The sequence below is a fragment of the Trichocoleus desertorum ATA4-8-CV12 genome, assembly GCA_019358975.1.
Lineage (GTDB): Bacteria > Cyanobacteriota > Cyanobacteriia > FACHB-46 > FACHB-46 > Trichocoleus > Trichocoleus desertorum_A.
In genome coordinates, this window is the sequence record JAHHIL010000016.1 from 49,813 (window position 1) to 74,288 (window position 24,476).

The 24,476-nt window shown below is 48.0% G+C and carries 28 protein-coding genes; 11 read left to right on the forward strand and 17 right to left on the reverse strand.

The genetic code is table 11. The features are described 5' to 3' along the window. Nucleotides 1–59: 59 nt before the first annotated feature. Nucleotides 60–668, reverse strand: coding sequence for a porin family protein (locus KME12_13650; GenBank protein MBW4488825.1), 609 nt, complete (start codon nucleotides 666–668; stop codon nucleotides 60–62). Nucleotides 669–800: 132 nt separating this feature from the next. Here KME12_13650 and KME12_13655 point away from each other — a divergent pair, with 132 nt between their 5' ends. From KME12_13655 to KME12_13675, 5 genes are all read left to right on the forward strand, one after another. Continuing rightward, nucleotides 801–986 (forward strand): hypothetical protein, encoded by a 186-nt coding sequence (locus KME12_13655; GenBank protein ID MBW4488826.1) that lies wholly within the window; start codon nucleotides 801–803, stop codon nucleotides 984–986. A gap of 120 nt (nucleotides 987–1,106) precedes the next feature. Continuing rightward, entirely contained in the window at nucleotides 1,107–1,364 is a 258-nt protein-coding gene (locus tag KME12_13660) for a hypothetical protein (GenBank protein MBW4488827.1), read from the forward strand. 171 nt (nucleotides 1,365–1,535) lie between these two features. Further along, nucleotides 1,536–1,940 (forward strand): hypothetical protein, encoded by a 405-nt coding sequence (locus tag KME12_13665; protein ID MBW4488828.1) that lies wholly within the window; start codon nucleotides 1,536–1,538, stop codon nucleotides 1,938–1,940. A gap of 628 nt (nucleotides 1,941–2,568) precedes the next feature. Continuing rightward, on the forward strand, nucleotides 2,569–3,693 hold the full coding sequence (locus tag KME12_13670; protein MBW4488829.1) for an RNA methyltransferase: 1,125 nt from the start codon (nucleotides 2,569–2,571) through the stop codon (nucleotides 3,691–3,693). A gap of 79 nt (nucleotides 3,694–3,772) precedes the next feature. Next, on the forward strand, nucleotides 3,773–5,428 hold the full coding sequence (locus tag KME12_13675; GenBank protein ID MBW4488830.1) for an NAD(P)/FAD-dependent oxidoreductase: 1,656 nt from the start codon (nucleotides 3,773–3,775) through the stop codon (nucleotides 5,426–5,428). On the opposite strand, the gene KME12_13680 is transcribed toward KME12_13675, so the two are convergent. The 7 genes from KME12_13680 to KME12_13710 form a co-directional block, all read right to left on the reverse strand. Further along, nucleotides 5,398–5,775, reverse strand: coding sequence for a hypothetical protein (locus tag KME12_13680; protein ID MBW4488831.1), 378 nt, complete (start codon nucleotides 5,773–5,775; stop codon nucleotides 5,398–5,400). The two genes, KME12_13675 and KME12_13680, sit on opposite strands and share 31 nt — an antisense overlap. Before the next feature lie 105 nt (nucleotides 5,776–5,880). Then, nucleotides 5,881–6,468 carry a transposase gene (locus KME12_13685; GenBank protein ID MBW4488832.1) on the reverse strand — a complete coding sequence of 196 codons (588 nt, stop codon included), beginning with the start codon at nucleotides 6,466–6,468 and terminating at the stop codon, nucleotides 5,881–5,883. Nucleotides 6,469–6,577: 109 nt separating this feature from the next. Next, nucleotides 6,578–6,811 (reverse strand): DUF2283 domain-containing protein, encoded by a 234-nt coding sequence (locus KME12_13690; protein MBW4488833.1) that lies wholly within the window; start codon nucleotides 6,809–6,811, stop codon nucleotides 6,578–6,580. Next, nucleotides 6,796–7,122: a hypothetical protein gene (locus tag KME12_13695; GenBank protein ID MBW4488834.1), complete on the reverse strand. Its 327-nt coding sequence runs from the start codon at nucleotides 7,120–7,122 to the stop codon at nucleotides 6,796–6,798. The genes KME12_13690 and KME12_13695 overlap by 16 nt, the downstream gene beginning before the upstream one ends. A 122-nt stretch (nucleotides 7,123–7,244) precedes the next feature. Next, on the reverse strand, nucleotides 7,245–8,576 hold the full coding sequence (locus tag KME12_13700) for a GTPase domain-containing protein (protein MBW4488835.1): 1,332 nt from the start codon (nucleotides 8,574–8,576) through the stop codon (nucleotides 7,245–7,247). A gap of 132 nt (nucleotides 8,577–8,708) precedes the next feature. Further along, nucleotides 8,709–9,533 (reverse strand): zinc-dependent peptidase, encoded by an 825-nt coding sequence (locus KME12_13705; GenBank protein ID MBW4488836.1) that lies wholly within the window; start codon nucleotides 9,531–9,533, stop codon nucleotides 8,709–8,711. 42 nt (nucleotides 9,534–9,575) lie between these two features. Further along, complete coding sequence (locus tag KME12_13710) at nucleotides 9,576–10,172, reverse strand: DUF4126 domain-containing protein (protein ID MBW4488837.1); 597 nt, start codon at nucleotides 10,170–10,172, stop codon at nucleotides 9,576–9,578. Between the two features lie 350 nt (nucleotides 10,173–10,522). Between KME12_13710 and KME12_13715 the strand changes: the two genes are divergently transcribed. Together KME12_13715 and KME12_13720 are read left to right on the forward strand one after the other, a co-directional pair. Further along, entirely contained in the window at nucleotides 10,523–11,338 is an 816-nt protein-coding gene (locus KME12_13715; GenBank protein MBW4488838.1) for a phytanoyl-CoA dioxygenase family protein, read from the forward strand. 225 nt (nucleotides 11,339–11,563) lie between these two features. After that, nucleotides 11,564–12,613, forward strand: coding sequence for a glycoside hydrolase family 43 protein (locus KME12_13720; protein MBW4488839.1), 1,050 nt, complete (start codon nucleotides 11,564–11,566; stop codon nucleotides 12,611–12,613). On the opposite strand, the gene KME12_13725 is transcribed toward KME12_13720, so the two are convergent. After that, complete coding sequence (locus tag KME12_13725; GenBank protein ID MBW4488840.1) at nucleotides 12,600–13,049, reverse strand: hypothetical protein; 450 nt, start codon at nucleotides 13,047–13,049, stop codon at nucleotides 12,600–12,602. The genes KME12_13720 and KME12_13725 overlap by 14 nt on opposite strands. Nucleotides 13,050–13,152: 103 nt before the next feature. On the opposite strand from KME12_13725, the gene KME12_13730 reads away from it, so the two are divergent. After that, entirely contained in the window at nucleotides 13,153–15,342 is a 2,190-nt protein-coding gene (locus tag KME12_13730) for an AAA family ATPase (protein MBW4488841.1), read from the forward strand. Nucleotides 15,343–15,354: 12 nt separating this feature from the next. Here the strand turns inward: KME12_13730 and KME12_13735 are convergent, their stop codons facing one another. Next, nucleotides 15,355–15,645 carry a hypothetical protein gene (locus KME12_13735; GenBank protein MBW4488842.1) on the reverse strand — a complete coding sequence of 97 codons (291 nt, stop codon included), beginning with the start codon at nucleotides 15,643–15,645 and terminating at the stop codon, nucleotides 15,355–15,357. 139 nt (nucleotides 15,646–15,784) lie between these two features. Further along, the gene (locus KME12_13740; GenBank protein ID MBW4488843.1) at nucleotides 15,785–16,543 is read right to left on the reverse strand and encodes a lycopene cyclase domain-containing protein; all 759 of its coding nucleotides are present in this window, start codon (nucleotides 16,541–16,543) and stop codon (nucleotides 15,785–15,787) included. A 494-nt stretch (nucleotides 16,544–17,037) separates the two neighbouring features. On the opposite strand from KME12_13740, the gene KME12_13745 reads away from it, so the two are divergent. After that, nucleotides 17,038–17,661 (forward strand): hypothetical protein, encoded by a 624-nt coding sequence (locus KME12_13745; protein ID MBW4488844.1) that lies wholly within the window; start codon nucleotides 17,038–17,040, stop codon nucleotides 17,659–17,661. After that, a complete protein-coding gene (locus KME12_13750) occupies nucleotides 17,658–18,029 on the forward strand; it encodes a hypothetical protein (protein ID MBW4488845.1) in 372 nt (123 codons plus the stop codon). Before KME12_13745 ends, KME12_13750 begins: the two co-directional genes overlap by 4 nt. Nucleotides 18,030–18,054: 25 nt before the next feature. Here KME12_13750 and KME12_13755 read toward each other — a convergent pair whose 3' ends face one another. From KME12_13755 to KME12_13775, 5 genes are all read right to left on the reverse strand, one after another. Next, the gene (locus tag KME12_13755) at nucleotides 18,055–18,690 is read right to left on the reverse strand and encodes a class I SAM-dependent methyltransferase (GenBank protein MBW4488846.1); all 636 of its coding nucleotides are present in this window, start codon (nucleotides 18,688–18,690) and stop codon (nucleotides 18,055–18,057) included. Between the two features lie 63 nt (nucleotides 18,691–18,753). Further along, entirely contained in the window at nucleotides 18,754–20,100 is a 1,347-nt protein-coding gene (locus tag KME12_13760) for an amino acid permease (protein MBW4488847.1), read from the reverse strand. A 77-nt stretch (nucleotides 20,101–20,177) separates the two neighbouring features. Next, entirely contained in the window at nucleotides 20,178–20,786 is a 609-nt protein-coding gene (locus KME12_13765) for a hypothetical protein (protein ID MBW4488848.1), read from the reverse strand. A gap of 111 nt (nucleotides 20,787–20,897) precedes the next feature. Next, a complete protein-coding gene (locus KME12_13770; protein MBW4488849.1) occupies nucleotides 20,898–22,187 on the reverse strand; it encodes an ATP-binding protein in 1,290 nt (429 codons plus the stop codon). Between the two features lie 14 nt (nucleotides 22,188–22,201). After that, nucleotides 22,202–22,882 (reverse strand): response regulator transcription factor, encoded by a 681-nt coding sequence (locus tag KME12_13775; protein ID MBW4488850.1) that lies wholly within the window; start codon nucleotides 22,880–22,882, stop codon nucleotides 22,202–22,204. Nucleotides 22,883–23,022: 140 nt separating this feature from the next. Here KME12_13775 and KME12_13780 point away from each other — a divergent pair, with 140 nt between their 5' ends. Beyond that, nucleotides 23,023–23,412 (forward strand): hypothetical protein, encoded by a 390-nt coding sequence (locus tag KME12_13780; GenBank protein MBW4488851.1) that lies wholly within the window; start codon nucleotides 23,023–23,025, stop codon nucleotides 23,410–23,412. A 48-nt stretch (nucleotides 23,413–23,460) separates the two neighbouring features. On the opposite strand, the gene KME12_13785 is transcribed toward KME12_13780, so the two are convergent. After that, nucleotides 23,461–23,814, reverse strand: coding sequence for a phage holin family protein (locus tag KME12_13785; GenBank protein MBW4488852.1), 354 nt, complete (start codon nucleotides 23,812–23,814; stop codon nucleotides 23,461–23,463). Nucleotides 23,815–24,476 lie beyond the last annotated feature (662 nt).

Here is a 24,476-nt window from a genome sequence, read left to right on the forward strand (position 1 = left end):
CCTCTCCCCAAACCCCTCTCCTGCAAGGCGAGGGGCTTTGATCGTGCTCCCCTTCCCTGCTAAAAGCGATAACCTGCGCCAACTTGAACTCTGACTGGAGGATTGGTGTCAGCGCGATCGCGATTGAGCCTCAGTTTGGCATCTCCGTAGATCACAACGCCCTCACTCACTGCTGCTTCTACCCCTGTGGTTAGTACTACCCCATCGCGATCGCCTAGAGGTGTGGATTGTTCTGGCGTTTTGACAAAAGTATATCCTGCTCCTGCATAAATGTTGGTGTTGCCGCTTACAGCAAGGTCATAAGAGAGCATTGGCATGACGGCCTTGACTTCTTTATCAACCAAAAAGACAGCCCCTCGCGCTGAAATTTTGCTATTGGGCAAATCTAAACGGCCTTGAAATTGATTTTCTACCGTGACGCTGGAGTTATTGGTAGGTTCTTGCCACAATTCCGCTGGTGACCAAGTGGGGCTACCATCCCAAGTTCCTGGTTCCATAAAGGATTGCAGCATTTCGTTGGTTTTGCTGCTATCGACTGTAACGCCAACGTAGCTACCCTGCATCCCCTGAGGCTGAGCGGTGGCAGCTTGGGCCAGAAAAATTGCGGGGGCGATCGCTAAACCAAAACCAATTAGGGCGAGGTGGGACAAACCTAAAACCAATCTCATAAGGGTTTGATTGAAAGCTACGTCATGTTATGCCATCCCTTACAGGGTAGCGCTAATTGCTTCAGGAAAGTTATTGAGGGGGCGATCGCATCATGTCAATAAAGGCGAAAATTATCCAACTTATTGCTAATTTTGGCAACAAACCTGGCACGGGGTGAAGGAAAGCTTACTGAAAGAGCCTTAGAAATTATTGGAGATACTAATCGAGAGTTTGCTTCTAGCATCTTCCTAAAATTAGAAGTGCTACCCAAAGCCATTTATAGCCCCCAAGCCAGTGAAATTAAATTTTATGAAGCTTTTTTTGATTCGGTCATTTAATTCATACTGCTTAGCACTAAATGTATAACTTTATCTTCCTTCCTTAGGAGGATAAGCATTTTCTTTAAGGAACTTAGCGTAAGTAAGTAATTATTTTGACAACAAAGGAATATTTTACAAATGAAAAAGTCTTTATCAATCTCAATTGCTATACTGGGTTTGTTGTTAAGTTATTCAAGTAATGCTTCTGCTAATACTTGGAGTTCTTCTTTATCTTGGGGTGCCCAATCAGCAAGTTTTGCTCCTGATTACGGCAATACTTCCATGTATGAATATGTAGCGACTGATGGTTCTCTTAATGTTTCTCCTAAAGCTAGGTTCCGATTCACATCGGATGCCATTACAGCTATACGAAACTATAAAACTAACAATATCTAATTTCAAATCCCCGTATGGATTATGTACCAGGTGCCTTTTGGCAGTTAGAAGACAACAACATGGTTGCTAAATAATATTGAGATTTAACCTTTAAAAAGGCACTTTTCTTTGACACATTTTTGTAGAAAAAGTGCCTTTTTAAAGTTGGCTAATTACCTAAATCATAAAAACATGAATCAGAATTTTAAGCTGAAGAAGGTTGCCGTTGTTGTTTTACTTTTTATATCTGCTGCTACTGCATTAGGGATAGCAATTCCTAAAGTCTTTCTCTCTGATGCGAAGAACATTTCCAAAGAAGATATTAACTGTGGTCAAGACGCTGCCTATCAAATAATTTCAGAAAATTCTATTGAAAGCTTATTGACTACAAAAGTTATAGTTCGTGACAAAATACAGGAAATTGCTTATGGTAAACAACAGCCAGTAGTATACACAGATTCTTATACTTGGTTTGGAATCAAGTATGCAACTGTAGCAGCTATTTGTAACTCAAAAACAGGAACATTAGTTTGTGCTGGAAGAGCCTATAAAATTTGGCAAAATATTAAGTCCAATCCTACAATGCCTTGTGGCTAGAAATCTAAATACGCGCTGCCAATCTTAGGGCTTGTTTTGAAAGCTTGGGAGCTATAGTTAGTATAAATGATTTGTGAACTTCCTCTCTCCGTGTTCTTTCCTCTGCGTCTCAGCGGTTCGCTCACAGTCCCATTTTTGTCGCAATTCTTCAGAAGAATAGGCGAAGATCGAGACTTTATACCGTCCTAATATTTCCATAAAGGCTCGTTTGGAAAACTCAGCTAGGTACTGAAGCTAGCCTCTTGACTAATTCAATACTCTTGAGGTGATGGCTGCTAGAAAATAAGTGTCGTCAGGTAAGGTTGGGTTGGGATAAAGTTGTCTTTGTTTTGTTAGCCAATCTTTGAAATTCATTAGAGGTTATTAATGATTTCTGAGACGCGATCGCGCGGACTAGTAAGCGCGTAGCTCCTGGCCTTCGGGCTGGGAGAGGATTGGAACTGTACAAGCAATGGAGGAAGTTTTGCTTCTGCCGTAAGGTAGCTCCTGGCCTTCGGGCTGGGAGAGGATTGGAACTCAAATCCCTTGACCTGTAGTATTACTCAATCTGAAATATTGGTCATGATATGAAGATGTTACTTTCCCATTGCGGGGGGGCGATACATTTTAGACGCGGGCTAAGCGAGTTATGAATCAGTATTTTGCGACGGTGGCGAACGGTTTAGAACCGCTTGTCGTTCAGGAATTAGAGCAGCTAGGGGCACATTCTGTTAAACCGGGGTTTTGTGGGGCGGCTTTCGAGGGCGATCGCACCCTGCTTTATCGCGTTAACCTGTGGGCAAGGTTGCCGTTCCGCATTCTCATGAAGCTGCACCAATTTCCTTGCCAGAGTGCCGAAGATCTTTATCGCGGAATTCAGACCATTGATTGGTCCGAGTATCTGACACCAGATTTAACCTTGGCAGTGAACGCGACGGGCAAAACCGAGCAGCTCAACCACACCCACTTCACGGCGCTTCAGGTTAAAAAGGCCATTGTAGACCAGCAGCAAGAGCAGTTTGGCGATCGCTCCAATGTCGAGCTGCAAGAACCCGATTTGCAAATTAATATTCATCTCGATCGCGAGGGTTGCACAGTCAGCCTGGACAGTTCTGGAAACAGCTTGCACCGCCGAGGCTATCGTCCTGCGGTTGGAGCCGCCCCCCTGAAAGAATCTCTAGCAGCAGCCTTGATTCAGCTTTCTGGTTGGCAACCGGAGCAAATGTTTTATGACCCGCTCTGTGGCTCTGGCACCTTACCCCTAGAAGCCTGCCTGAAATCGCTCAATATTGCCCCAGGACTGTTTCGGGAACGATTTGGGTTTGAAACTTGGTTGGACTTTGATCTCAATCTTTTAGAAGGCTTGATTCAAGAGGCGGAATCTAGTCAGCGGGATACACTGCCCGCACCAATTTGGGGTAGCGATCGCGATGCTAAGGTAATTGAGCAGGCGATCGCCAATGCCCAAACTTGTGGCGTATTGGACCAGATCTGGTTTTCGGAGATGGATCTTTCCGAGGTGGTCGCACCGACCGACAGCGGGGTTGTATTCTGCAATCCTCCCTATGGCGAACGATTGGGCCGAGACACCGATCTAGGCGCATTTTACAAACAGCTCGGTGATGTTTTGAAACAACGCTTTAAAGGCTGGACTGCTTTTATCTTGAGTGGTAATAAGGAGCTGGCTCAGTCAATTGGGTTGAAATCAAGCCAGCGAATCGCGGTGTACAATGGAACGCTGCCCTGCCAATTAATGAAATATGAGCTGTACTAGAGATCTGGACTAGAAAAGCTCTGGACTAAACATCACATCCAGGCTGGAAGAACGCTCGTAGCTACACCCAACATCGATCATGCTCCGACTCACCGAAGTAAAACTACCGCTTGATCATCCTGAAGAGGCACTTCAGGCCGCTATTCTCAAAAAGCTGCAAATTACACCTGCCGAGCTAATTAGCTATTCCATCTTCAAGCGCAGCTATGATGCTCGTAAAAAAGCAGAGGTTATTTTTGTCTATATTTTGGACGTAGAAACTACTCAGGAGAAACGGCTGCTCCAGCGATTCAGAAAAGATCCGCATGTTGTGCCCACGCCTGATACGAGCTATCGGTATGTGGCTCAGGCTCTTGACACAGCAGTCTCATCGGCAAATCGACCGATCGTGATTGGTGCAGGCCCCTGTGGCATCTTTGCGGGGTTGTTGTTGGCGCAGATGGGGTTCCGCCCACTAATTCTAGAACGAGGGAAGCCAGTCCACGATCGCTCTGTAGATACCTTTGGCTTCTGGAGCAAGCGCAAATTCAACCCTGAATCGAACGCGCAATTTGGCGAAGGGGGTGCGGGCACTTTTTCCGATGGCAAGCTCTACAGCCGAGTTAAAGACGCCAATCATCATGGGCGCAAAGTTCTCGAAGAACTCGTGAATGCGGGTGCTGCTCCAGAAATTCTCTATGTCAACAAACCTCATATTGGCACCTACCGACTGGTGAAGATTGTCGAGAATATGCGCCGCACGATCGAATCACTGGGCGGTGAATTTCGCTTTGAAAGTCGGGTACAAACGATTGAGATCGAAGAGCATGGTGAGAATCGGCAAGTGCGGGGTGTGGTTCTAGCGACCGGAGAGTATATCCCCAGCGAACATATCATCTTGGCTGTTGGGCATAGCGCCCGCGACACCTTTGAGATGCTGCATCAGCAAGGCGTCTACATCGAACCCAAGCCTTTTTCGATCGGATTCCGGGTTGAGCATCCCCAATCTGTGATCGATCAGTGCCGACTGGGATCGCAGGCGGGTCATCCGGTTTTGGGTGCAGCCGATTATCAGCTAGTGCATCATTGCTCGAATGGGCGATCGGTCTATAGTTTCTGTATGTGTCCAGGCGGGCAAGTGGTGGCAGCAACCTCAGAGGTGGGGCGGGTCGTCACGAATGGCATGAGCCAGTATGAGCGCAGCGGCAAAAATGCGAACAGCGGTATTGTGGTGGGCATTACACCAGAAGATTATCCGGGCAGTCCTTTAGCAGGAATGGAGCTTCAGCGTCAATTAGAGGAGCGGGCTTTTGAGTTGGGCGGTCGCACCTATGAAGCTCCGGGGCAGTTAGTGGGCGATTTCTTGGCTCAGCAGCCTTCTACTACCCTCGGTAGCGTCAAGCCTTCTTATCGACCAGGGGTGCATCTCTGCGATCTCAGCTCTAGCTTGCCCGACTATGCGATCGCTGCTATCCGCGAGGCTTTGCCTGCCTTTGACAACCAGATCAAAGGGTTCGCCATGCACGACGCTGTATTGACCGGGGTAGAAACCCGTACATCTTCCCCAATTCGAATTAAACGCAACACAGACTATCAGAGCCTTAATACAGCAGGACTTTATCCGGCGGGTGAAGGAGCGGGATACGCCGGAGGGATTCTTTCGGCAGGTATTGACGGCATCAAAGTGGCAGAGGCCGTTGCCCTTAACATTCTGCACCGCACTACTCAGGGGGCAGCATTATCTCCAAACCTATAGTCGTACTCGATTGTTTTAGGCGGTGTTCTCTGAAAGCACCCTAGCGAACCGCGATCGCATCGGGCAGGAGGGTCAGATAAGCCAAAGCGATCGAGCAGAATCGCTACTCCAACTGCTAAAACGGCTCCAATGGATAGACCAATGGCTAGCAAGATCAGGTAGAAGCGCTTAAAGCTTTGTTGGGTAGCTTGCAGCCTTTCTTGCTTGGCCTGTTCCACTTCTGGTTCTACTTCTACTTCTGGTGATGGAGGAATAGGTGGAATAGGTGTTGGCGGAGGCATTTTCTGGCCTGAGCCATTATTGTCATTGAGATGAGAATTGGACGGGTCGGAGGGATGCTGATTCATACCCCTGTCTTATGGCTCCCTGATGTGGCATGTCGATCAATAGCCTCAGTCTAAACCTTTTCAGCGATCGCCCTGCTTTAGCATTGCCCTCCAGTTGCGATCGCCCTACCATTTGGCTGGATTGTCGGGATGCAATTGGTCTTGCTGCCAAGACAGCGGATTGTTGTCGATATACTGCCGAATGTACTGTAAGGATGTCTCATTGCGAATGATGTGGTCATGGTAATTGCGCTGCCACACCGTTTTACCTGTTGCACCTTGTAGCTGATTTAGCCTGCGAGTTGAGACAGATTTAAAGGTTTGAATCATTGCCCCAATCGAGCCCGACTGTGTGCCGCAAGGTTGTAGGGGCGAAGCATTCGGAGATAAGTTTGAACGATTATCCGGGATACTTTGTCCGAATGCTTCGCCCCTACCCGTGTTGTTACCCAACCAAAGGATGCCATGTAAATGGTTGGGCATGATGACAAACCTATCCAGCGTTAATTGTTGAAAATAGCGAGGCAAAGCCAACCAACAGGCATGAATAGTTGAACCCGTTGAATTCAATTGCGTGGAACCGTTGATAATTTCTCCAAACAAGCATTCTCGCTGATGGGTGCAAATGGTGATGAAATAAGCGCCTAGTGCAGTGTAGTCGTATGCTTTTAAGCGAGTAGAACGACGGTGATGTTTATTCGGATCGTATTTCACAAGGGGATTTCTGAGGTGAATTGCTAAACCTACACCTGCTAGAGTTCCCCTTGAAAGCAGTGAATGAGTGATTCAGAGAGCGATCATCGGTTTAAGTACTGAGTAACTATTAACTCACAAGCCGCAAATCAGCGATGATAGGCAACTCAAACAAACTATTGCTTAATAGACGTTTTGAGAAAAATAGAATTTCCAAATTTTCAATTTCATTAGAGCTTGGATTGAGCCGAGCAATGATTTCGTCACCAATCTCTTCAGATTCTTGCTCGGCGTATGGCTGACATTTGTCGATATATAGAATGTCTCCCATGCGATCGTATCGAAAGGTTAGCTTTTCTTCCATATCACCTGGCCTCCAGTCAGCTTACGAGCAGTATAGGCTGTCACAATCCAATGTCTTGCGGAACTTGCATCTGTAACAGTAACCACAACGAAGTGTCTTCCTGTCTGGATCGTATCAAACCATTTAGAGAACAGTAGAGCATTTTCATCTCGCTCACTTTGCCGAATCTGATCCGGATCTGCGATCGCGAGGCTCAACTGCTCCAGATACTCAGGTAATGTACCTGGGTGTACCTGAATGATGTGCTGCCCCCTCTTGTCTGTTAATTCAATATCATTCTCTAAATAGGGGCAGTAGAAGAATTGAGTCATGACTGACTGTTAGCTTTTAGAGAGCTTAAAAGCTTATTTTACCGGGGATGACAACACCTGCCCTACAAGCAACCTCCTTCCTGACTGTGAATATTTGAGAACAGCCTCGTGTTTCTTTCAGGTCAAATAACGCCAGGAAAAAGCCCCTCTAATAACAATGAGACCTGAGAGCTTAACTCTTCAAATTTATTGTGTTGTACTAGCTTCTCAATCTCATCAGCTTTATGATTAACTTGCTCTCTAACTTCAATTTCTGAAAATTCCACGCTAGAAACCTCACTCAATTCATACAATAGTTTATATATTCCTGGCAGAAGCGTTCTTAAGCCTGCTGAACCCAAAGATTTATACTCGACTTCTTCTATATATATTCCTCCTCCAAAAATTGACATTAGCCACTCGAAGAGATCTTTAGGATTACGCCGAGATTTAAAGCGTCGGGTTCCAGCATCTTTAGCTTCTTCTCCAATCTTTAATGCATTACCATTACACTTCAGCCAAATCTCTTCATCTACTGAATAGTGGTTGCAAACCAGTGCGAATATTCCTAAATATCCTGCTTTGATCTCTTCAGTTCTATTACCTTTTAAGAGGATAATATCAGCAAGAATATTGCTAACTTCGGCAATTACAAAAGATAATCTGCTTAACTTTCTTGCTGTTACCAAAGATTCCTGTAATTTTGCAGGAGAGACCTTCTCAGGTATGGTGCGAAATAGAGTAAGCACTAATTCCGAAAGTCCCTCTCCAGACAGGGAGGAAACAGGTATAACTTGTTCGTCGAAAATATTGTTGTAGCTACTGATTTGTCCATTAATCTCTTCTTTGGGAAGTTGTCTTAATTCATCTAAATGAGTGCCAGCAACAACAACCCGATTGGCAAATTTATTTTGAAGCTCTAGATATAAAGCCTTGAAAGCCTTTCTTTCAAATCTGTTTAAGGTTCTTGAAATATCTACCACGAAAATAATGGCATCTGGTGTAGGAAACTGACTGATTTGTTCGATACTCAACTCAAGAATCTCAGCAGGTTTGGCTTGATACCTCACATGACCATGTATTTTAACATCCTCTTCTTGTGGCAGTCGTAAAAACAAGCGTGTGATGTTTTCATATCCCAACTCCTCGTTGCCTCCAAGACCAGGTGTATCATAGATAACCAAGCTGCTTGGGAATTTTGCTTCGATTATGCAATCTGTTGTATCTGCCGTTCTTTTTACTTCTGCAATCGATTCACCAAAAAGGGCATTAATCAAGCTAGATTTGCCAGCAGAGGTCATGCCGACCAACACAATTCTAGGTGAGGAGCCAGTATGCATCCTATGTAATGTCTTAGATAGGGTAGTAGAATTCTCGTCATGGTAATCTGACGTATAGCTTTTGTCGAATTGCTCCCAGATACGCCTGCCTACCTCTACAACCTCTCCTCCTACCTCCACAATTTCCTTTACCATAAGCAGAAGAGTTTTTAAGGAACTTATGGAGTTCATATATCTCCGGAGCTAAGTGTTTGTGCCGCTAACTTTCCTAAGGTGCCCTTATCGAGCTCTTGAGGTAACAAAGCGATCGCCCTCTTGTAGCCCGAGTTAAACCAATTTCACCGGATCAAGTTGATAGTAGCGTTGTAGCTGCTCATAAAGGGTAGGATGCTTCCTCGATAATTGCTGCGGCTTTTCAAAAAACGTTTCGGTTGCCACGGCAAAAAACTCAGCGGGGTTCAGGGTGCCGTAGCTATCCATCACCGTTTTGGCTCCTCGTTGCACATCTTGGCAGAGTTGTTGATACTCCTGCGTCATTACCTGTGCCCAAACTGCATAATCTAGCTCTTTGGGCAAAAATGGCACTCCCTCCGCGTTACCATCCTCTTGATCTAACTGGTGAGCAAACTCATGCAGCACCACATTATGTCCATCTCGCCAACTACCCGCATCCCGCTGCACCTGCTCCCAGGACAGCACCACCTGGTCACGGCTCCATGACTCTCCCAATCGTGCTACCCGTCTTTCCTCCACTACATAGTTACCCGCGATCGCCGTCTCCTCTACAAAGTAAGTGCCAGGATATACCAAAATCGATCGCAACTTGAGAAAGTAGGTGCCTCGCTCATTCAACAACAGCAAACAAGCCACTGCCGCGATCGCCAGTCTCATTTCCTCTGTGACTTGCAATCCTGCACAGCCAATAAATTGCTTCTCTTTCAGAAAGACTTGGATATGTCCCTGTAACCGTCTCCTTTCACTCGCAGAGAGACGGGGATAAATAGGTAGATAATTCTCTACTACCGCATCCCAAAGGGGTGGAAATGGGCGTTGCTTAAGGCGATCGCGACGTTGCTTCACTAAGAGCGGACTAGCAAAAATCCCAGCTACAATTAGGCCGATCACGAGAAAAACAATGACTGCTGCAACCATGTTCTATCGCGATCGCGACTCCTGCTGTCAAGACTCCCTGAATTAAGACAAATTTTCTGGGATGCGTTGTGGCAAGCGAAAACGGGAGAAGAAGCGCCACAATTTGGCGATCGCCAGTCCCAAAAACGTGATAACCACGATAATGGCAACCACTGGCAAGGTGATCGCTAAAATCGAGAGCGCGATCGCCACCACTAATTCCACCGTCGCCACGATGGGATTTGCTAAACCGCCAGAAGTTGCCGTTGAGGTGGCTCGTAATAGATTCGTCAAGCTTTTGGTGATGCCAGCCGCTCCCCCTCCCGCTACTAAAGCCAGCGTCCATTGCGCCACGGGGTTGAGATCAGGAGCCAACGAAGCTGTGACAACGGTGCCCGCTAAAATCGCTGCTGGGGTTGCCACCACATCCAGAGCATGATCGAACCAGGGGATGTAGTAGCCACCTACTTCTAGGACTGAAGCGATCGCAAACACGGCTAAAGCTTGTGGGCTTTCAATCCAGTCAAAATCAGTGGGTAAGTTAGTATGACCCAGCACAGCGGCAGCACTGAGCGTCAAGAGCGGCACAAAGACTCGAAAGCCTGAAGCCGCACTCAAACTTACGCCTAATAAAAGTTCGATTAAAGTGTTGAAATTCAAGAGCTGATCCACACGCTCCTCCCTTGTTGCTGCCGCTAGCCCCTCAACCCTAGCTCTAGGATAGCGTTTGCCGCTCGTCTCTTTAGGCTGAGTTTAAGCGGATATTTGAACAGCCGTGCTCAAGGTGATCAAAGAGTGGTTGCAACTGCGCTAACCCAGCCTAATTCTTCACAAATCATAATCATCTCTAAGTACCATTTTGCTGTTATCCTACCTCTTCCTCAGGGCAGAATAGAAGTGTAAAGCTCGACACATTTTACTCTCGATAAAAACATCACGCGATCGCCTGTCCAGTTTACTGTCGAGAGCCCCCCTCAACTCCCACATTCTGCCGAAGGAAGGACAGCAAAATGGTTCAAAGTATCAATGCCACTGGTATTAGCAAATTCACAGCGGCGGATTTAGATCGATTTGCCGAGGTGCTAAATCGAGATGGAATTTGTGTCATTCCTGAACTCTTCGATCGCGAGTTGATCCAAGAGTGGGCAGCAGGGTTTGATGCCCTCTTTCGGGAGCGTCAACAGCGCCCCGGTGGACTGGCCCCCCGCGAGAAAAATCGTTACTATTTGACTTTGCCTTGGGTGCAGCCTTTCGCCAATACGGAAGTGTTTGCCAATCCCACAATTTTAGGTGTGCTGGATCGGGTCTTCTTCCAGGAATACCGCCTAGTGCAATTAGGGGCAGACACACCTTTTCAAGGCTCGGAATACCAAGAACTGCATCGGGATTTCCGTCCTCTCTTCGCTGATCAGATTGTCACTCCCCTGTACGCTCTAGCGGTTAACTTTCCCCTAGTCGAAGTGACGGAAGACAACGGTCCCTTCCAAATGGCACGCGGTACCCATGTCATGCCTCGCGAAGAAGCGCTGGTGAAGATTACAGCAGGTGAGATTCCCGTCGAATCTTTCCCCATGCAACTGGGTGATGTGATCATCCGATCGCCTTTGGCAATCCACCGAGGTTCGCCCAACATCACTGCTCAACCCAGGCCAATGGTCGTGATGGGCTATGCGATGCACTGGTTACACACTCCGGTGATGGATTTGACGGTTCAGCAAGACTACTACCAGAGTCTGCCGCAGCACCTCCAGGAGATGTTGCGCTGCAATGTGGTAGAGCAGCTACCAGAAAACAAGACCGAAACCTACATCAATTTCAAGTACTAAAACCTAACCCCCCAGCCCCTTCCCTACAATGGAAGGAGGAGTAGAAAAGCCCCTCTCCGCGTCGGGGAGGGGTTGAGGAGGGGTCAGCAAGCGAAAAAAATCAACGAGAAGCTTACTCCAGATAGAGGATGATTGAACGGCGATCGCTAACGATCAAAGTTCCATCCTCTATTTTTTTGCTGCCTGATTTCTTGGTGCTGAGGATGGATTGCAGAGTAAGGAGCGATGATGACTCAATCTGAAGCAAAGTCTGGGTTAGGCTCCCAAGAAAATGGAGAGACCTTAACCTATACCAATCCCGTTTATCCTCATTATTTTGCTGATCCATATGTGTGGCAGCATCAAGGGATTTACTACGCGATCGGGACTGGGCCAGCAGAAGCAGCCGGAGAGGTAGAGGAAACTGGGCAGAGACGAGTTTTTCCGCTGTTGCGCTCCCACAACTTGATCGATTGGGAATTTGTCCAGAACGCTTTGGTACGGCCTGACCCTAGTTTAGGAGATAACTTCTGGGCACCAGAGATCGCTTATTCCGATGGCACCTTCTATCTCTATTACTCAGTGGGGCATGAAGATAAAAACCACCAGTTACGGGTTGCCACCAGTTCAGATCCCGTAGGACCATACCAGGACGTAGGCGAACCTTTGTTAGATCCGCAGTCCTGCCCATTTGCGATCGACCCCCACGCCTTCTGTGATGATGATGGGCAGTGGTACTTATTCTATGCTCAAGATTTTTTAGACACTAGCGAGAACGTTCGGGCGGGCACAGCCTTGATGGTCGATCGCTTGGAGAGCATGACCAAACTGGCAGGTGAGGGCAAAGTTGTCCTGCGAGCCCGATCCGATTGGCAAAGATTTCTCGCCGATCGCCCGATGTATGGTGGTGTCTATGATTGGCATACTTTAGAAGGCCCTTCTGTGCGTAAGTATGGCGATCGCTACTACTGCTTTTATAGTGGTGGACGGTGGGAAACGGATAGCTACGGGGTGGATTATGGAGTCGCAGAGCATGTGATGGGGCCGTACTTAGATGCAGGAAACGAAGCAGGCCCAAGGGTTTTGCGATCGCATCCGGGTTACGTCCTCGGCCCTGGTCATAATTCGATCACGGTAGGCCCAGACGGAAAAACTGAGTACATCGTTTATCACGCTTGGGATACAGGCATGGAAGCTCGACGGATGTGCATTGACCCCCTCCACTGCACCCCAGAGGGGCCACGCTGTCCTGGTCCTACTTGGACACCTCAAAACATTGCCATCAACTCGAAGTAGTTTCAGTCCAAGTTGTGGGTTGGGGATTGCGTTCTGCATACAAGTAGTCGCAATAGAGTGCCCAAGCTGCACCAGATAAAGCGGCTAGAGATCCAGCGATCGCGGCAGTGGCTCCCCAACCAAGCGGGCCGAGCCAATTGGCAAATTCCTTCAAAATTGCGGTACTGCCTTTGGCTACGATGTAAGCAACTCCAGTCGCAGCCACGGTTACCAGTCCCACCTGGGTTAGCATTTCCATCAAGTTGCTCTGGGACAAATCCTCTTCAAAATAAATCTTCCAGATTCGGGTGTACATCAGCACGTCGGAAGCGCTGAGCACCACTTGTTTGGGCAGTTCGCCACCGAAAGTGGGCATCGCCACGGCTGCACCGCTACCCACGGCATAACCTGCGATCGCCAGGGCTACATCCAGTCGCTTTTTGTCTAGGTTGCTCATGCTGTTCTCTCCTGAGGATTGTCTGACGGAACCACCAGCAATTTTGGGGGTTCTGCGAGCTATCCTAGCTTGAGACCCTAATTCCTTCCCACTCAGACCTACTTTGAACCCGATAGCTGCTCCTCTCGCCGATCGCTTGCGTCCCCGCACTTTAGATGAATTTGTTGGGCAGGAGCATATTGTTGGCCCTGGACGATTGCTGCGACGAGCCATCCAAGCCGATCAGCTCGCCTCTGTGATTTTTGCTGGGCCACCAGGCACAGGTAAAACTACACTAGCGCGAGTCATTGCCAACACCACTCAAGGCCACTTCATTTCGATTAATGCGGTGTTGGCAGGGGTGAAAGAAATTCGGGCGGCGGTAGAAACCGCTCAGGAACGACGCGATCGCCACGGACAACGCACAATTTTGTTTGTGGATGAAGTGCACCGCTTCAACAAGTCCCAACAAGATGCACTGCTACCGTGGGTAGAGAATGGTACCGTGATTCTCATTGGAGCCACGACCGAGAATCCTTACTTTGAAGTCAACAAAGCTCTGGTCAGCCGTTCTCGCATCTTTCAGCTCAAATCCTTGACTGCGGCTGATTTAGTTAAGGTGGTGCAGCAGGCGCTGAGTGATCCAGAGCGAGGTTATGGCGATCGCGCGGTTCAAATCGCTCCAGACGCACTAGACCACCTTGTCAATGTAGCGAACGGAGATGCTCGTAGCCTCCTCAACGCTTTGGAGCTAGCCGTTGAAACCACCGCACCCGATCGCACAGGCACCATTCACATTAGTCTTGCCGTTGCCGAAGAGTCGATTCAGCAGCGAGCGGTCTTGTATGACAAAGAGGGAGACGCCCACTTTGATATCATCAGCGCCTTCATCAAAAGTCTGCGGGGTAGTGATCCGGACGCGGCATTGTATTGGTTAGCTCGGATGGTTTACGCCGGAGAAGACCCCCGATTTATCTTTCGCCGGATGTTGATTTTAGCCAGCGAAGACGTAGGACTCGCAGATCCAGAAGCTGTCGCCAGAGTCAATGCTTGCGCTGCCACATTCGATCGCGTGGGCATGCCCGAAGGTCGTTACCCCCTAGCTCAAGCCGCTCTGTATTTAGCTACTGCACCGAAATCTAACAGTGTGATGGGCTTTTTTGATGCCTTAGCTGCTGTGGAGCGAGAACGCGAAGCCGATGTGCCTGCTCATCTTAAGGATGCCAATCGAGATAAACACAGTTTTGGGCATGGAGCGAACTATCTTTACCCTCATGCCTACCGCGATCATTGGGTGGCACAGCAATATTTACCTGCGGCTTTGCAAGGTCAGGTGTTTTATCAACCTTCGGAGCAAGGATTTGAGGCTGCAATTCGCACCCAAGTAGAACGTCGCCGAGAAGCCCAACTGGCTGCGATCGCCGAAGGCTTAGATGTAACGGCTCCAGAAATTCTTACCTACAGCCCTACCAATAAAGCCCAAGAACGTTGGCTGCAACGAACTCTTTCTCAAACTGGAGAACGCTTGGCTCAGGTTCGCGATCGCCTTTTTGCCCTAGCTCAACCCCAGCGGCATCATATGATTCTGGAACTGAATGGCGGCAGTGGTTTACTCACTTGGGAAGCTCTGCGCCGAGTTCCAGAAGGCGGCGTTTATGTGCAGGTACCCACTGCAACCGATGTGGAACGACTCCAAACTCAAGCTCAGGCTTTACCAGAGTTGCTGCGACCAACTATGCTGCAAGGCACTGTGCAACAACTGTCAGCTTTGTTAACTGCTCAGGCACCGGAGATTCGGTTCAATCACATTCTGGGCCGCAACATTTTAATGTCGGCAGTAGATAAATCTGGGCTGGTCCGCACCTGGATACCTTTCTTACAATCCGGAGGCAAAATCACCTTAGCTGAAACCGTTCCGCGCCACAGCCAGCGGCTATATCGATTAATAGATGCTGCCAAAGTTGAACCTGACTTGTATCAACGCTTAATTCTAGCAGAAGAAGCTATCTACAAAGACTCCAGCGATCCCCGGATGAATTGGGACAGCACCGATCTACAACGGGTGTTTGAGCAAGCGGGATGTCACGCGCAAATTGAGACAGTTCAGACAGTTGCAGAAATGTATATCTCGCCTGCTTTAGTCGAGCGGTGGTTTGCGATCGCCCCCGATGCGCCCACCTACGCCCACCATCTCAGCCATTATCTCTCTACATTAGAGATAGAGTGGGTCAGAACGCTATTTCAACGCTGCTTGCAAGATCAAAGCGTACCTTGGGAGAGTGCGATCGCGCTCATATCAGCAAACCCAGATTAGCGAACCCAGCAGTTATCTGGATGGCTTTTGTCGATCTAGCCCGTTGTACATCATCGGCATCATCGGATCTACCTGAGAGCGGGAATTAGAGTAGTATCGTTCTGCTTTTAGTAAGCGTTGGCTAAGAGCCAAACCCAGGATCAATGCAGCTAATTGCAATTGCCAGGGCGCAAAAATTAGGCTAAGAAGTGCCCCTGTGATTGCTGCAACCGCTGATAGAATAGCGATTTCATCGCAGGATCTTTCGTAGATGAAAAATGCAGTTACTGCAATTCCCAGAGGAGCTAAGAACAACCAAGACATAGTCAATACGTTGCTAATCACTGCTAGTTAAGATGACTTAACTATGAAACTAAATTATCATAATATTTATTAATCTCTCTCCGTACAAGGAAATAAGTTTTAAGGTGGATGTTGGCTTGAATGTCAGGATAAGCGAGTTTTAGACAGTTTGTTGCTGTTCCACCTTGGTTACCTTGGGTTCGGAACTAGAACTACTGAATACTAAGAACAGTAACAGCCCTTGCACGACCAAGAAGTTAGTGACGAGGAAGAAAGTGGCTTCTTCGACGGGTAGCCCAAATAAGTGTAGCCCAGTGGTATAGGTCTCTGATATGCTCCAAATGCCTTGAGCAATGGCAATGCGATCGGCGACCCACAGATATAAGGTAGGAAGTAGAGTGGCAGTTAGCCAAAGGCGTTTGCGAACCCAAAGCTGCGCTCCTCCGATCAGCCATTGCAACGCTAAGATTGGGCCAGCCCAAACCAAAATTAGTCCTAAATAGACTCCGAAATCACGTTGGAGCAACCATACACCCAGGAGACTCAGACTTGTCCAAATGATTGTACCTGCTACATTGGCTGTGGAAGCGGGTTTTAGTTCGCTTGGCTCCTCCGTATGAGCTAGCAAGCGATATAGCCATAACCCTGTGAGAATGGGCTGTAGCACAAAAAATAAATACTCTTCGATGGGGACATAACCAACAGTGCCCACTACGCGATCGCGACCATAGTGCCATACATCGCGCCAAATCAAATAGTTGTCCCAAGGTGTCGTGTAGACAAACGCTACAGCAGCAATCAGGAACAAAGAGATCCCAGCCTTACGACCTCCTACTCCAGCTAAAGGCTGCGGTTGCTGTGAGGCGAGTAATAAGATGGGCGGCAAGATAAAGATGATGTGAAACAATGAATAAGTCATTTTTATGAACTGATTTTTAGGAATTGGTCATGCTCACAACAATTCTCAGCCAGGGATCTCAGCAATAAGCTTCAGCAGTAAAGCGATCGCTCCATTACTGAGTCCTTACCGAGTTTTTTACTGAGTTCCGGTTTTAGACTAATCGTGAAACGTTCGAGCAGCATCCTTCCAGAGGCTTGAATTCAGATTAAACATCGCTAGCTGATATAAATCGTCAGTCGCTTTGTATCCTATGACTCACAACACTAGCAGTCGCATCGGGATATATTTTGATTGTTGCCAGATCTAAGGCTAGAGCATCTATGGGAGCAAAAACATATGAGGATGTCCAGATTGAGAAGCCGCGATCGCTTTTACTGTAACTTCTCTCCGCTGCACATAGACTAGCTCCTTCCAGAACCATCACTTCAGTGTTCTCTGTCAGCGGGAGCAGGGTTTGTCGTAGGATAGTCATTGGTGTACGTGAAATCAAAAGCCGCTTGAACAGCAACTCAATCATTCTTCAGCAAGCTGCCTTGGCAGTGCTTGAGCGCTCTCGTCAGCGTCCCACTCCTGAACAGGTAGTTCAGGCACTATTGGAGGTAGAAAAAGCGAGCAAGCAGCAAAAAATTCGTTACTCCTTGAGCGATCTGACGGGTAACTGGCGGCTTTGCTTCATCACAGGTATGCGCAAAACTCGGCAACGGGCTGGAGTGGTGCTAGGGGCAGGCCGCTATGTGCCATCTTTGGTCATGATCTCTCTTGCTTATGCTGCATCTCCTTTAGCTGCACCTCCAACTGCAACAGATAACACATCATACAGTTCATCTTTTGAGATGGGGAACGTCACCAATCGAGTTCAACTGGGTCAGCTTCAAATGGCACTCTCAGGCCCGACTAAGCTCTTGACCAAAAACAACATCTTGGCATTTGACTTTACAAGAATCACTTTGCAACTGTCTAAGTTTTCTCTACATCAGGGTACAGTTCGCGGCGGTGAAAGCAGTGAAGCCAGCTTTTATTCAGCGAGTGTAGGGGCGGAGAAGCAAGCTTTTTTTAATTACTTCTTAGTGCAAAAAGATATCATTGCAGCAAGAGGGCGAGGCGGCGGATTAGCCCTGTGGGGGCGGCAGGGATGAAGTTTATTGTTGCTTTTCTGTTGTTGCTAGGACTGTCGCTCCTCGCCGTTCTACCAGCAGAGGCTAAATCGTTTTGTCGTTCGAGTGGCGATCGCTCAATCTGTATTCTTAGCATCAAACGCAGCGCCAAAAACCACTGGGAATATAGAGCCGCTGTGAGTGTCGATGGAGTGGCTAGACCCATTGAGGCGTATAACTGCCGCGATCGCCTGCGAATTCGCCAAGATGGCAAAGCTGTACGATTTGAAGCCCAGGGACCGGGAGAATTAATCTGCAATATGTTCATGATGAGGTACCGTCCTTCAGAGGCGATCGCGCTTCAGTGGAAGCATATCTCAGAAGATTTCCGGTACATTCATTTTGTGTAGGTAGTAGTCGAGGGTGAGAGAGTTCTTATTGCAGATTAGCAGGGATTTGCTCGGGCACTACCCAGTAGTAAATGGTTCTTCCTTGGATTTGTTCAACTCGTTCTGGTTTCCAGTCGCCCATGTCGAAAGCGTGGGATACAATCCGAGTTCCAGGTTTAAGTTCTCGAAGGAGCTTTGGGCGCAGCTTGAGATTGACATCTGGGAGCAAGTAAAGCGTGACGACTGTGGCATCGCTCAGATCAGTTTCAAACAAGTCTTGCTGTAGGAAACGAGTGCGATCGCCCACTCCAGCTTGTTGAGCATTTTCTCGGCTTTGCTGCACTAATTCTGGATTGATATCAATTCCGGTACCGCGAGTCCCAAACTCTTTTGCCGCCGCGATTACAATGCGACCATCACCGCTGCCTAAATCGTAGAGAACATCGTTAGGGCCTACTTTAGCTAGCTCCAGCATGCCCGTAACTACCTCGGGGGGAGTTGGGACAAAGGGCACATCTGCTTGCCGTCCTTGGGGTTGAGCGGTGGGTGCAACTGTTGTTGTGTTAGTTTGAGTACTGCTTTGAGCATCGGCTTCAAAATTGCGCTGTTGGGTGCAGGCGGCAGTCCCTAAACTAACGACTCCAACGCTAGCAAATAACAAAAAGATTCTTTGTAGTTGCATGATTTAGATCTCCTTTAGTGGGTTTAGTATGGTTTTGTTCGTGATATTGAACTCAGCTTTGGCTTATCGCCTGCGACTCCACCAGAGTAGGGGAATACCCGCTAACACCACAGCTACTCCTAGAAATGCGCCTATGCCTGTATAAACTAGGCTGGAGTAAAGTAAATAGAGGCTGATGAGGCAAAACAGCAAGGGTATCCAGGGATAAAGAGGAACCTGAAACGGACGGGGTCTTTCGGGCTCTTGTTTTCGCAGCACGAGAAGCGCCACTCCAGTTAGCAGAAAGAAAAACCAGAAGATGGGAGCTGTGTAGTCCACCATCGTCTCAAAGCCTCGACGAGTGACCGTTCCCAATAGAACCAAAGCCAGCGCGATCGCCCCTTGAGCTAGAAGGGCAGCAGCGGGGGTATTAGAGTTTGGCTGCCAACGGCCTAAGAACGAAAATAGGGGAAAATCTTGCCCCAAGGCGTAATTCGTCCGAGCTCCCGTGAAGATGGTGGCGTTAATTGAACTCAAGGTACAAATGGTAATCAAGAGGCTGATGAAAGCTGCTCCTGGCGCACCCAAGACTTGGCGCATTAGATCCGCAGCGATCGCATCTGATTCGGCCATCGCCGCTAGCCCCAAGCCTTGCAGATAGGCCAGGTTAACTAGTAAATAGATGGTGGTAATAATACCAACACTCCAAAGTAGCGATCGCGCAATGTTGCGCCGACCATCCTGAACTTCTGCAGAGATATAAGCCGCTTCGTTCCAGCCACCGTAGGACAACAATACAAATAGCAGAGCGAGTCCTAGCGTACCTTGGGATGAGGTGGTAGAAGGCACCGATGGAGCCAGAGGGATAAAGGCCATCCCCACCACGACCACTAGTAAAAGCCCCAGAACTTGGGCAACGGTCAGCCAGTTTTGTGCCCATTTCCCCTGCTGTACCCCCAGAATATTGAGGCCAGTTAGACAGGCGATCGCGAGGGCGGCATAGAGAGAAGCAGAGAAGGGGCCAAGCCGAAATAACTGAGAAGCGTAATCGCCTAGAACGAAAGCGAGCAGGGCGATCGAACCTGTTTGGATGACAGTCATCCTGGCCCAAGCAAACAGAAAAGCTGCCCGCCTACCAAAAGCTCGCATTAGATAGTGGTAGTTTCCTCCCACATGCGGATAGGTAGTCGCTAGTTCTGCGTAACAGAGGGCTCCCAGCAGTGACATACCCCCTCCTAAGAGCCAGAGTAATACTACTTCTACTTTACTACCTGCATTTGCTGCTACCAAGCTAGGTGTTTCAAAAATCCCTGCCCCAATAACAATGCCGACAATCAGAGCAACTGCGTCTGTAAAAGATAAAGTAGGCTTTGGGGCCGCTGCTGCAATGAGAGGGAAATTGTGTGATTGATAGGTTTCACGTTTATTCACGTTAAATCCTTATGCAGAAAGGATCTCTGGTCTGTAATATACATATTTGATCACGACTCAACATTGTCTTTAAGCCGTCAGAAGTTGTAACCTAGTCCTAGTTGTAATCCCACTTCGGTTCTGCGAAGGAACCCTACATTGACCCCAGCTGTAGCCGTGAGGCTGTCAGAGATAGGAGCATCTACGCCACCCGTCACCATAGGCCGCAGTCGGCTATCTCTTCCGGTTGAAAGAACAGCACCCCCACCGACATAGGGAGCGATGCTAAGACGACCATCTCCGCTTGCCGCTGCTGTGGGGAAGTCAACCGTCACAGGCAATAGGAAAGTAGCTCTATTACCAACTATGGCAGCAGGGCGAACGGACACATTATCAGTCAGCCCAACTTTACTAAAGACAGCGAAATTTCCGTCGCCTAAAGCTGTTCTACCACTGAGGCCAATGTTGCCACCTACGCCGACATAACTAGAGCCAGAACGGGTAGCGGTACCGGGTGAAATGGTTTGAGCGATCACCAGATCTGTGGAATCACTCTCTAATATTGCTGTATCATCAACTGTGTTAGGCGCGGTAGTGTTGAGGTCGGAGCTAACCACCTCAGCTTGGGCAGGTAGGCCATTCCAGGCGATCGCTAATATACCAAGACCGAGTAATATGAGAGTGTCTTTAGGACAACGGGTATTCATAATCCATCTTGCCGAAGCATTAACTTTAATATCTTTAGTTTCAGCAACGAATGTGATTAGAAAGTGACAGAGCTAAAGATCGCTACAAAGTTTTATGGTCAGCGATCGCGTTTATCGCAGGGGCAGCTCAATTTGAAACGTAGTTCCCTGCCCGAATTGGCTGGTAACAGTGATATGTCCTTGATGAGCCTCAATAATTTGTTGCGCGATCGCCAATCCTAAGCCAAACCCACCAGACTGTTTTGAGCGATCTTGATTCACTCGATAAAAGCGCTCAAAGATACGAGACAGATCTTCCTCTAGAATGCCTATCCCATCATCCTCGACTTGAATCACTACCTGATGTGCTTGGACAAACAAACGCACCTGAACAGTTCCGCCAGCGGGAGTATAGTTGAGCGCATTGCTCAAGAGATTACTCACCGCTTGACGAACTAAATCTGGCTCGGCTCGCAGTTTGATTGGGTACGGAGGCAAATAGCTCGCCAAGCTCAAAGCTTTCTCTGTGGTTTGTGGCGTATAAAAGTTGAGGAGCGATCGCAATAGGTCAGTGAGATCAATGGTTTTTAGAGACTCGGTATTCAGGTAGGTTGTATGACGGGCTAGCAGCAGTAGATTCCCAATCAAATGACTCATGGACTTCGTCACCTCCACAATTTTTTCTAGGCGGAGACGTTGCTGAGCCGCATCTTGAGTCGGTGTGAGAAGTGCTACCTGAGCATTACTAAGCACTACAGCCAAAGGAGTTCGCAGTTCATGAGAAGCATTGGCGGTGAAGCGCTGCAGCTGCTCATAGGCTTGATGGATAGGTTGCATTGCCAATCCTCCCAAAATCCAACCTGCGCCAGCAATCAGACCTAGGGTGATAGGGACTGCCAACGTCAATAAAAGCAGAAACCCTCGCAGAGCTTCTTGGGTAGGAGTCAGTGGGATGCCAACTTGGAGATAGCCAATGTCTATGCCAGATTCTTGCACAGCCAAGGTAACCTGACGCAGCCAAAGGGGTTTTGGGCCTGATAAGTTATCAGTAGTTTTGATCGTTTGAAAAGCGGAGATGGTGGTCATCTGGGTGCGCAACTGCTCTGGCGGAGGAGTACCAAAATATTGCACCAAATTTCCCTGAGCGTTATACCAACGGGCATAAACAATTTCACTGTCGGGGGGTAGCGGGTTACTCCCTAAGAAAGGAACTCGGTCTAGCTTGACTTGCCACTGGTTTGAGTAGCGTCTGAACTGCACATTTGCCGCCATGACACTGGCTTTCTTATAGAGCAGTCGGTCTATATCTTCTAGCCGTTCATTGACTTCTTGGTTATAGAGTACTCCTGTAAAGACAACCAGAATACTTCCCATTGACAGGGTAAACCAACGAGCTAAGTTACGACGACTGCGGTTGAACATTTAGCAATGGGTTGTCATGGTTCGCTGGGAGGGCTGAGGCGATAGCCCATGCCATAAATAGTTTCGATCCAACTGGCTGCACCCACAACTTGTAAGCGCTGTCGAACCCGGCGTACCAAGGCTGTCAAGGCATTACTCTCTGGTTCTTGACCCCACTCCCAGAGCGCTTGTTCAATCTGAGCACGAGTTAATATCTGGTGAGGATGACGCATCAGATGCTCTAGCAATTGAAATTCTTGACTAGAGAGTTCCACGGTGCACTGTCCTCGTTGAGCCGTCAGACTAGATGCACTTAGCTGAAGATCCGCAGTCCTCAGGATCTCTCCTTGCCAAAGGGGCGATCGCCGTCCTAAAGCACGCACTCTTGCCAGTAGCTCAATCAGATCTACAGGCTTCACTAGGTAGTCATCTGCTCCAGCATCTAGACCTGTCACTTTATCTGAAATTGTATCCCTCGCTGTCAGCATTAACACAGGGGCTGTTTTGTTCAAGCGGCGATATTGGCGGCAGAGACTGAGGCCACTGACATTGGGTAACATCCAATCAAGGATGAGCAATTCATAATCTCTTTGGGATAGCAACCATTCAGCCATCTCACCATCTTCCACCCCATCTACGTTATGTCCAGCCCCAGATAGGGCGGTATGTAGAGGTTCTAGTTGTTCAGGGTCATCCTCAACGAGCAGTATCTGCATCGCTTGCTCTTTGTTCTCATCGATTCAAACTTAGGGCATCTAGTGGATGAGTTCGTCTCTCAGGGGTAGGATTTCAGCCCTTAAAATGGCTAGTAAGATCAATATTTATCATTCAGTAACATTGAGTCACTGCTTTCCTAATGTTTTCTTCCCGTTGGCGACGTGTTTTAGGGTCTTTTGGCTTAGAATTCTGGCTCCCTCTCCCTTTACTCGGGTTAGTCTTTTGGTTCAGTGGCAATTTGCTGGCAGAGCGAGTGCTGAGCCGTTCTTATGGAACCGTTTCTAAGCTTCAGGCCGATACTCAGTTGGAAATTCAGCTTTCCGCAACAGTGACATCTATTCAAGTTGACATTTTTAAGCCTCAAGCAGTGACTAGAGTAGCGGTAAAAACCTCAGACTCCGCTCTAACAAAGCTAGAGTTTGAGTTTCCAACAACCGAATCTAGTCAATTAGAATTGCTGATTCCTCAAGAGCTAGGACTACCCCAGGAAAACATTAGAAGATTGGCATATTACCGAATCAAAGATTAGTAGAAATTGCTTAGGAAAACTAGCTTGAGGAGACTAAATTGAGGCTATTTACAGATTCAGTGATGCCAGAACTCTAAAGAGGACAGAATTCACAATTCCTAAGGTGATGGAGCCTAACAAAGCGCTCCAAATCCCCCATCTCAGGCGGAATCCTTGGACTATCAAGGCAGCTAAGCCAAAGATGATGGCATTCAAAATAAAGGCAAACAAACCGAGGGTGAGAAGGAGGAAGGGGAAGGTAAAAAAGGCAAGAATAGGCCGCAATAGTGCGTTTAAAACTCCAAAAACAGCAGCGGATAGAGCTGCTTTGCCAAAGCTGTCAATTTCAATTCCAAGCGGTAGCCGAGAAATAATTAAAAAGCTAATTGTCGTAATTAACCAGGTCAATAAAAGTCCAATCATGACAGTTGCGCCTAAGAGTAAAGTGAATAAATTCTAGCCAATTAAACAAAAATTAAGTGAGCGATCGCGGTTTGTCTTCTAGGTTTGTCTCCCCCTCAATCAATGGCCCCTTAAAACTCGAAGGCTTAGTTAGTAAGGTCGGCTGCCCGCAGGGTTAAGCGATCGCCGCATTGACCGACGTTTCGGTCTCCAAGAGGCTGTAGTCATGCCTAAAAAGTAAAGAGTTTTCCCCGCTAAACCCTCCGCTGTAGTTTGAGCGTGACAATCCAATCCACATAGCGAGCGTAATGAGCTACTTGGCCTGCCGCCTCAACCTTGCCTTGATCAAGGGCCATAGCCATATATGTGATTAAGGCTTTACTTCTAATGTCAGCAATAAATGTGACAGAAAAGTGATAAGTGCGATCGGCTTTGTGACCTCAGGTGACATTAGTTTAAAGAGCGATCGCGACTCGATATTCTGGGCAGAGGCCAACGAGGAGGCAAAATTGTGTTATACCTGGGTAGGTATAAATGCTTGCATTAAACCGACGACCCAAAATTTCAGACTACTGTAGAGGGCGTGTTCTGAAATCGGGATCGTTAAACTAGTGCAACCAAGAGAGCGCTGGTCAGGTTCATCCCCATGAACTTATAGGCCAGCTTTTCCTTAGATTACTGAC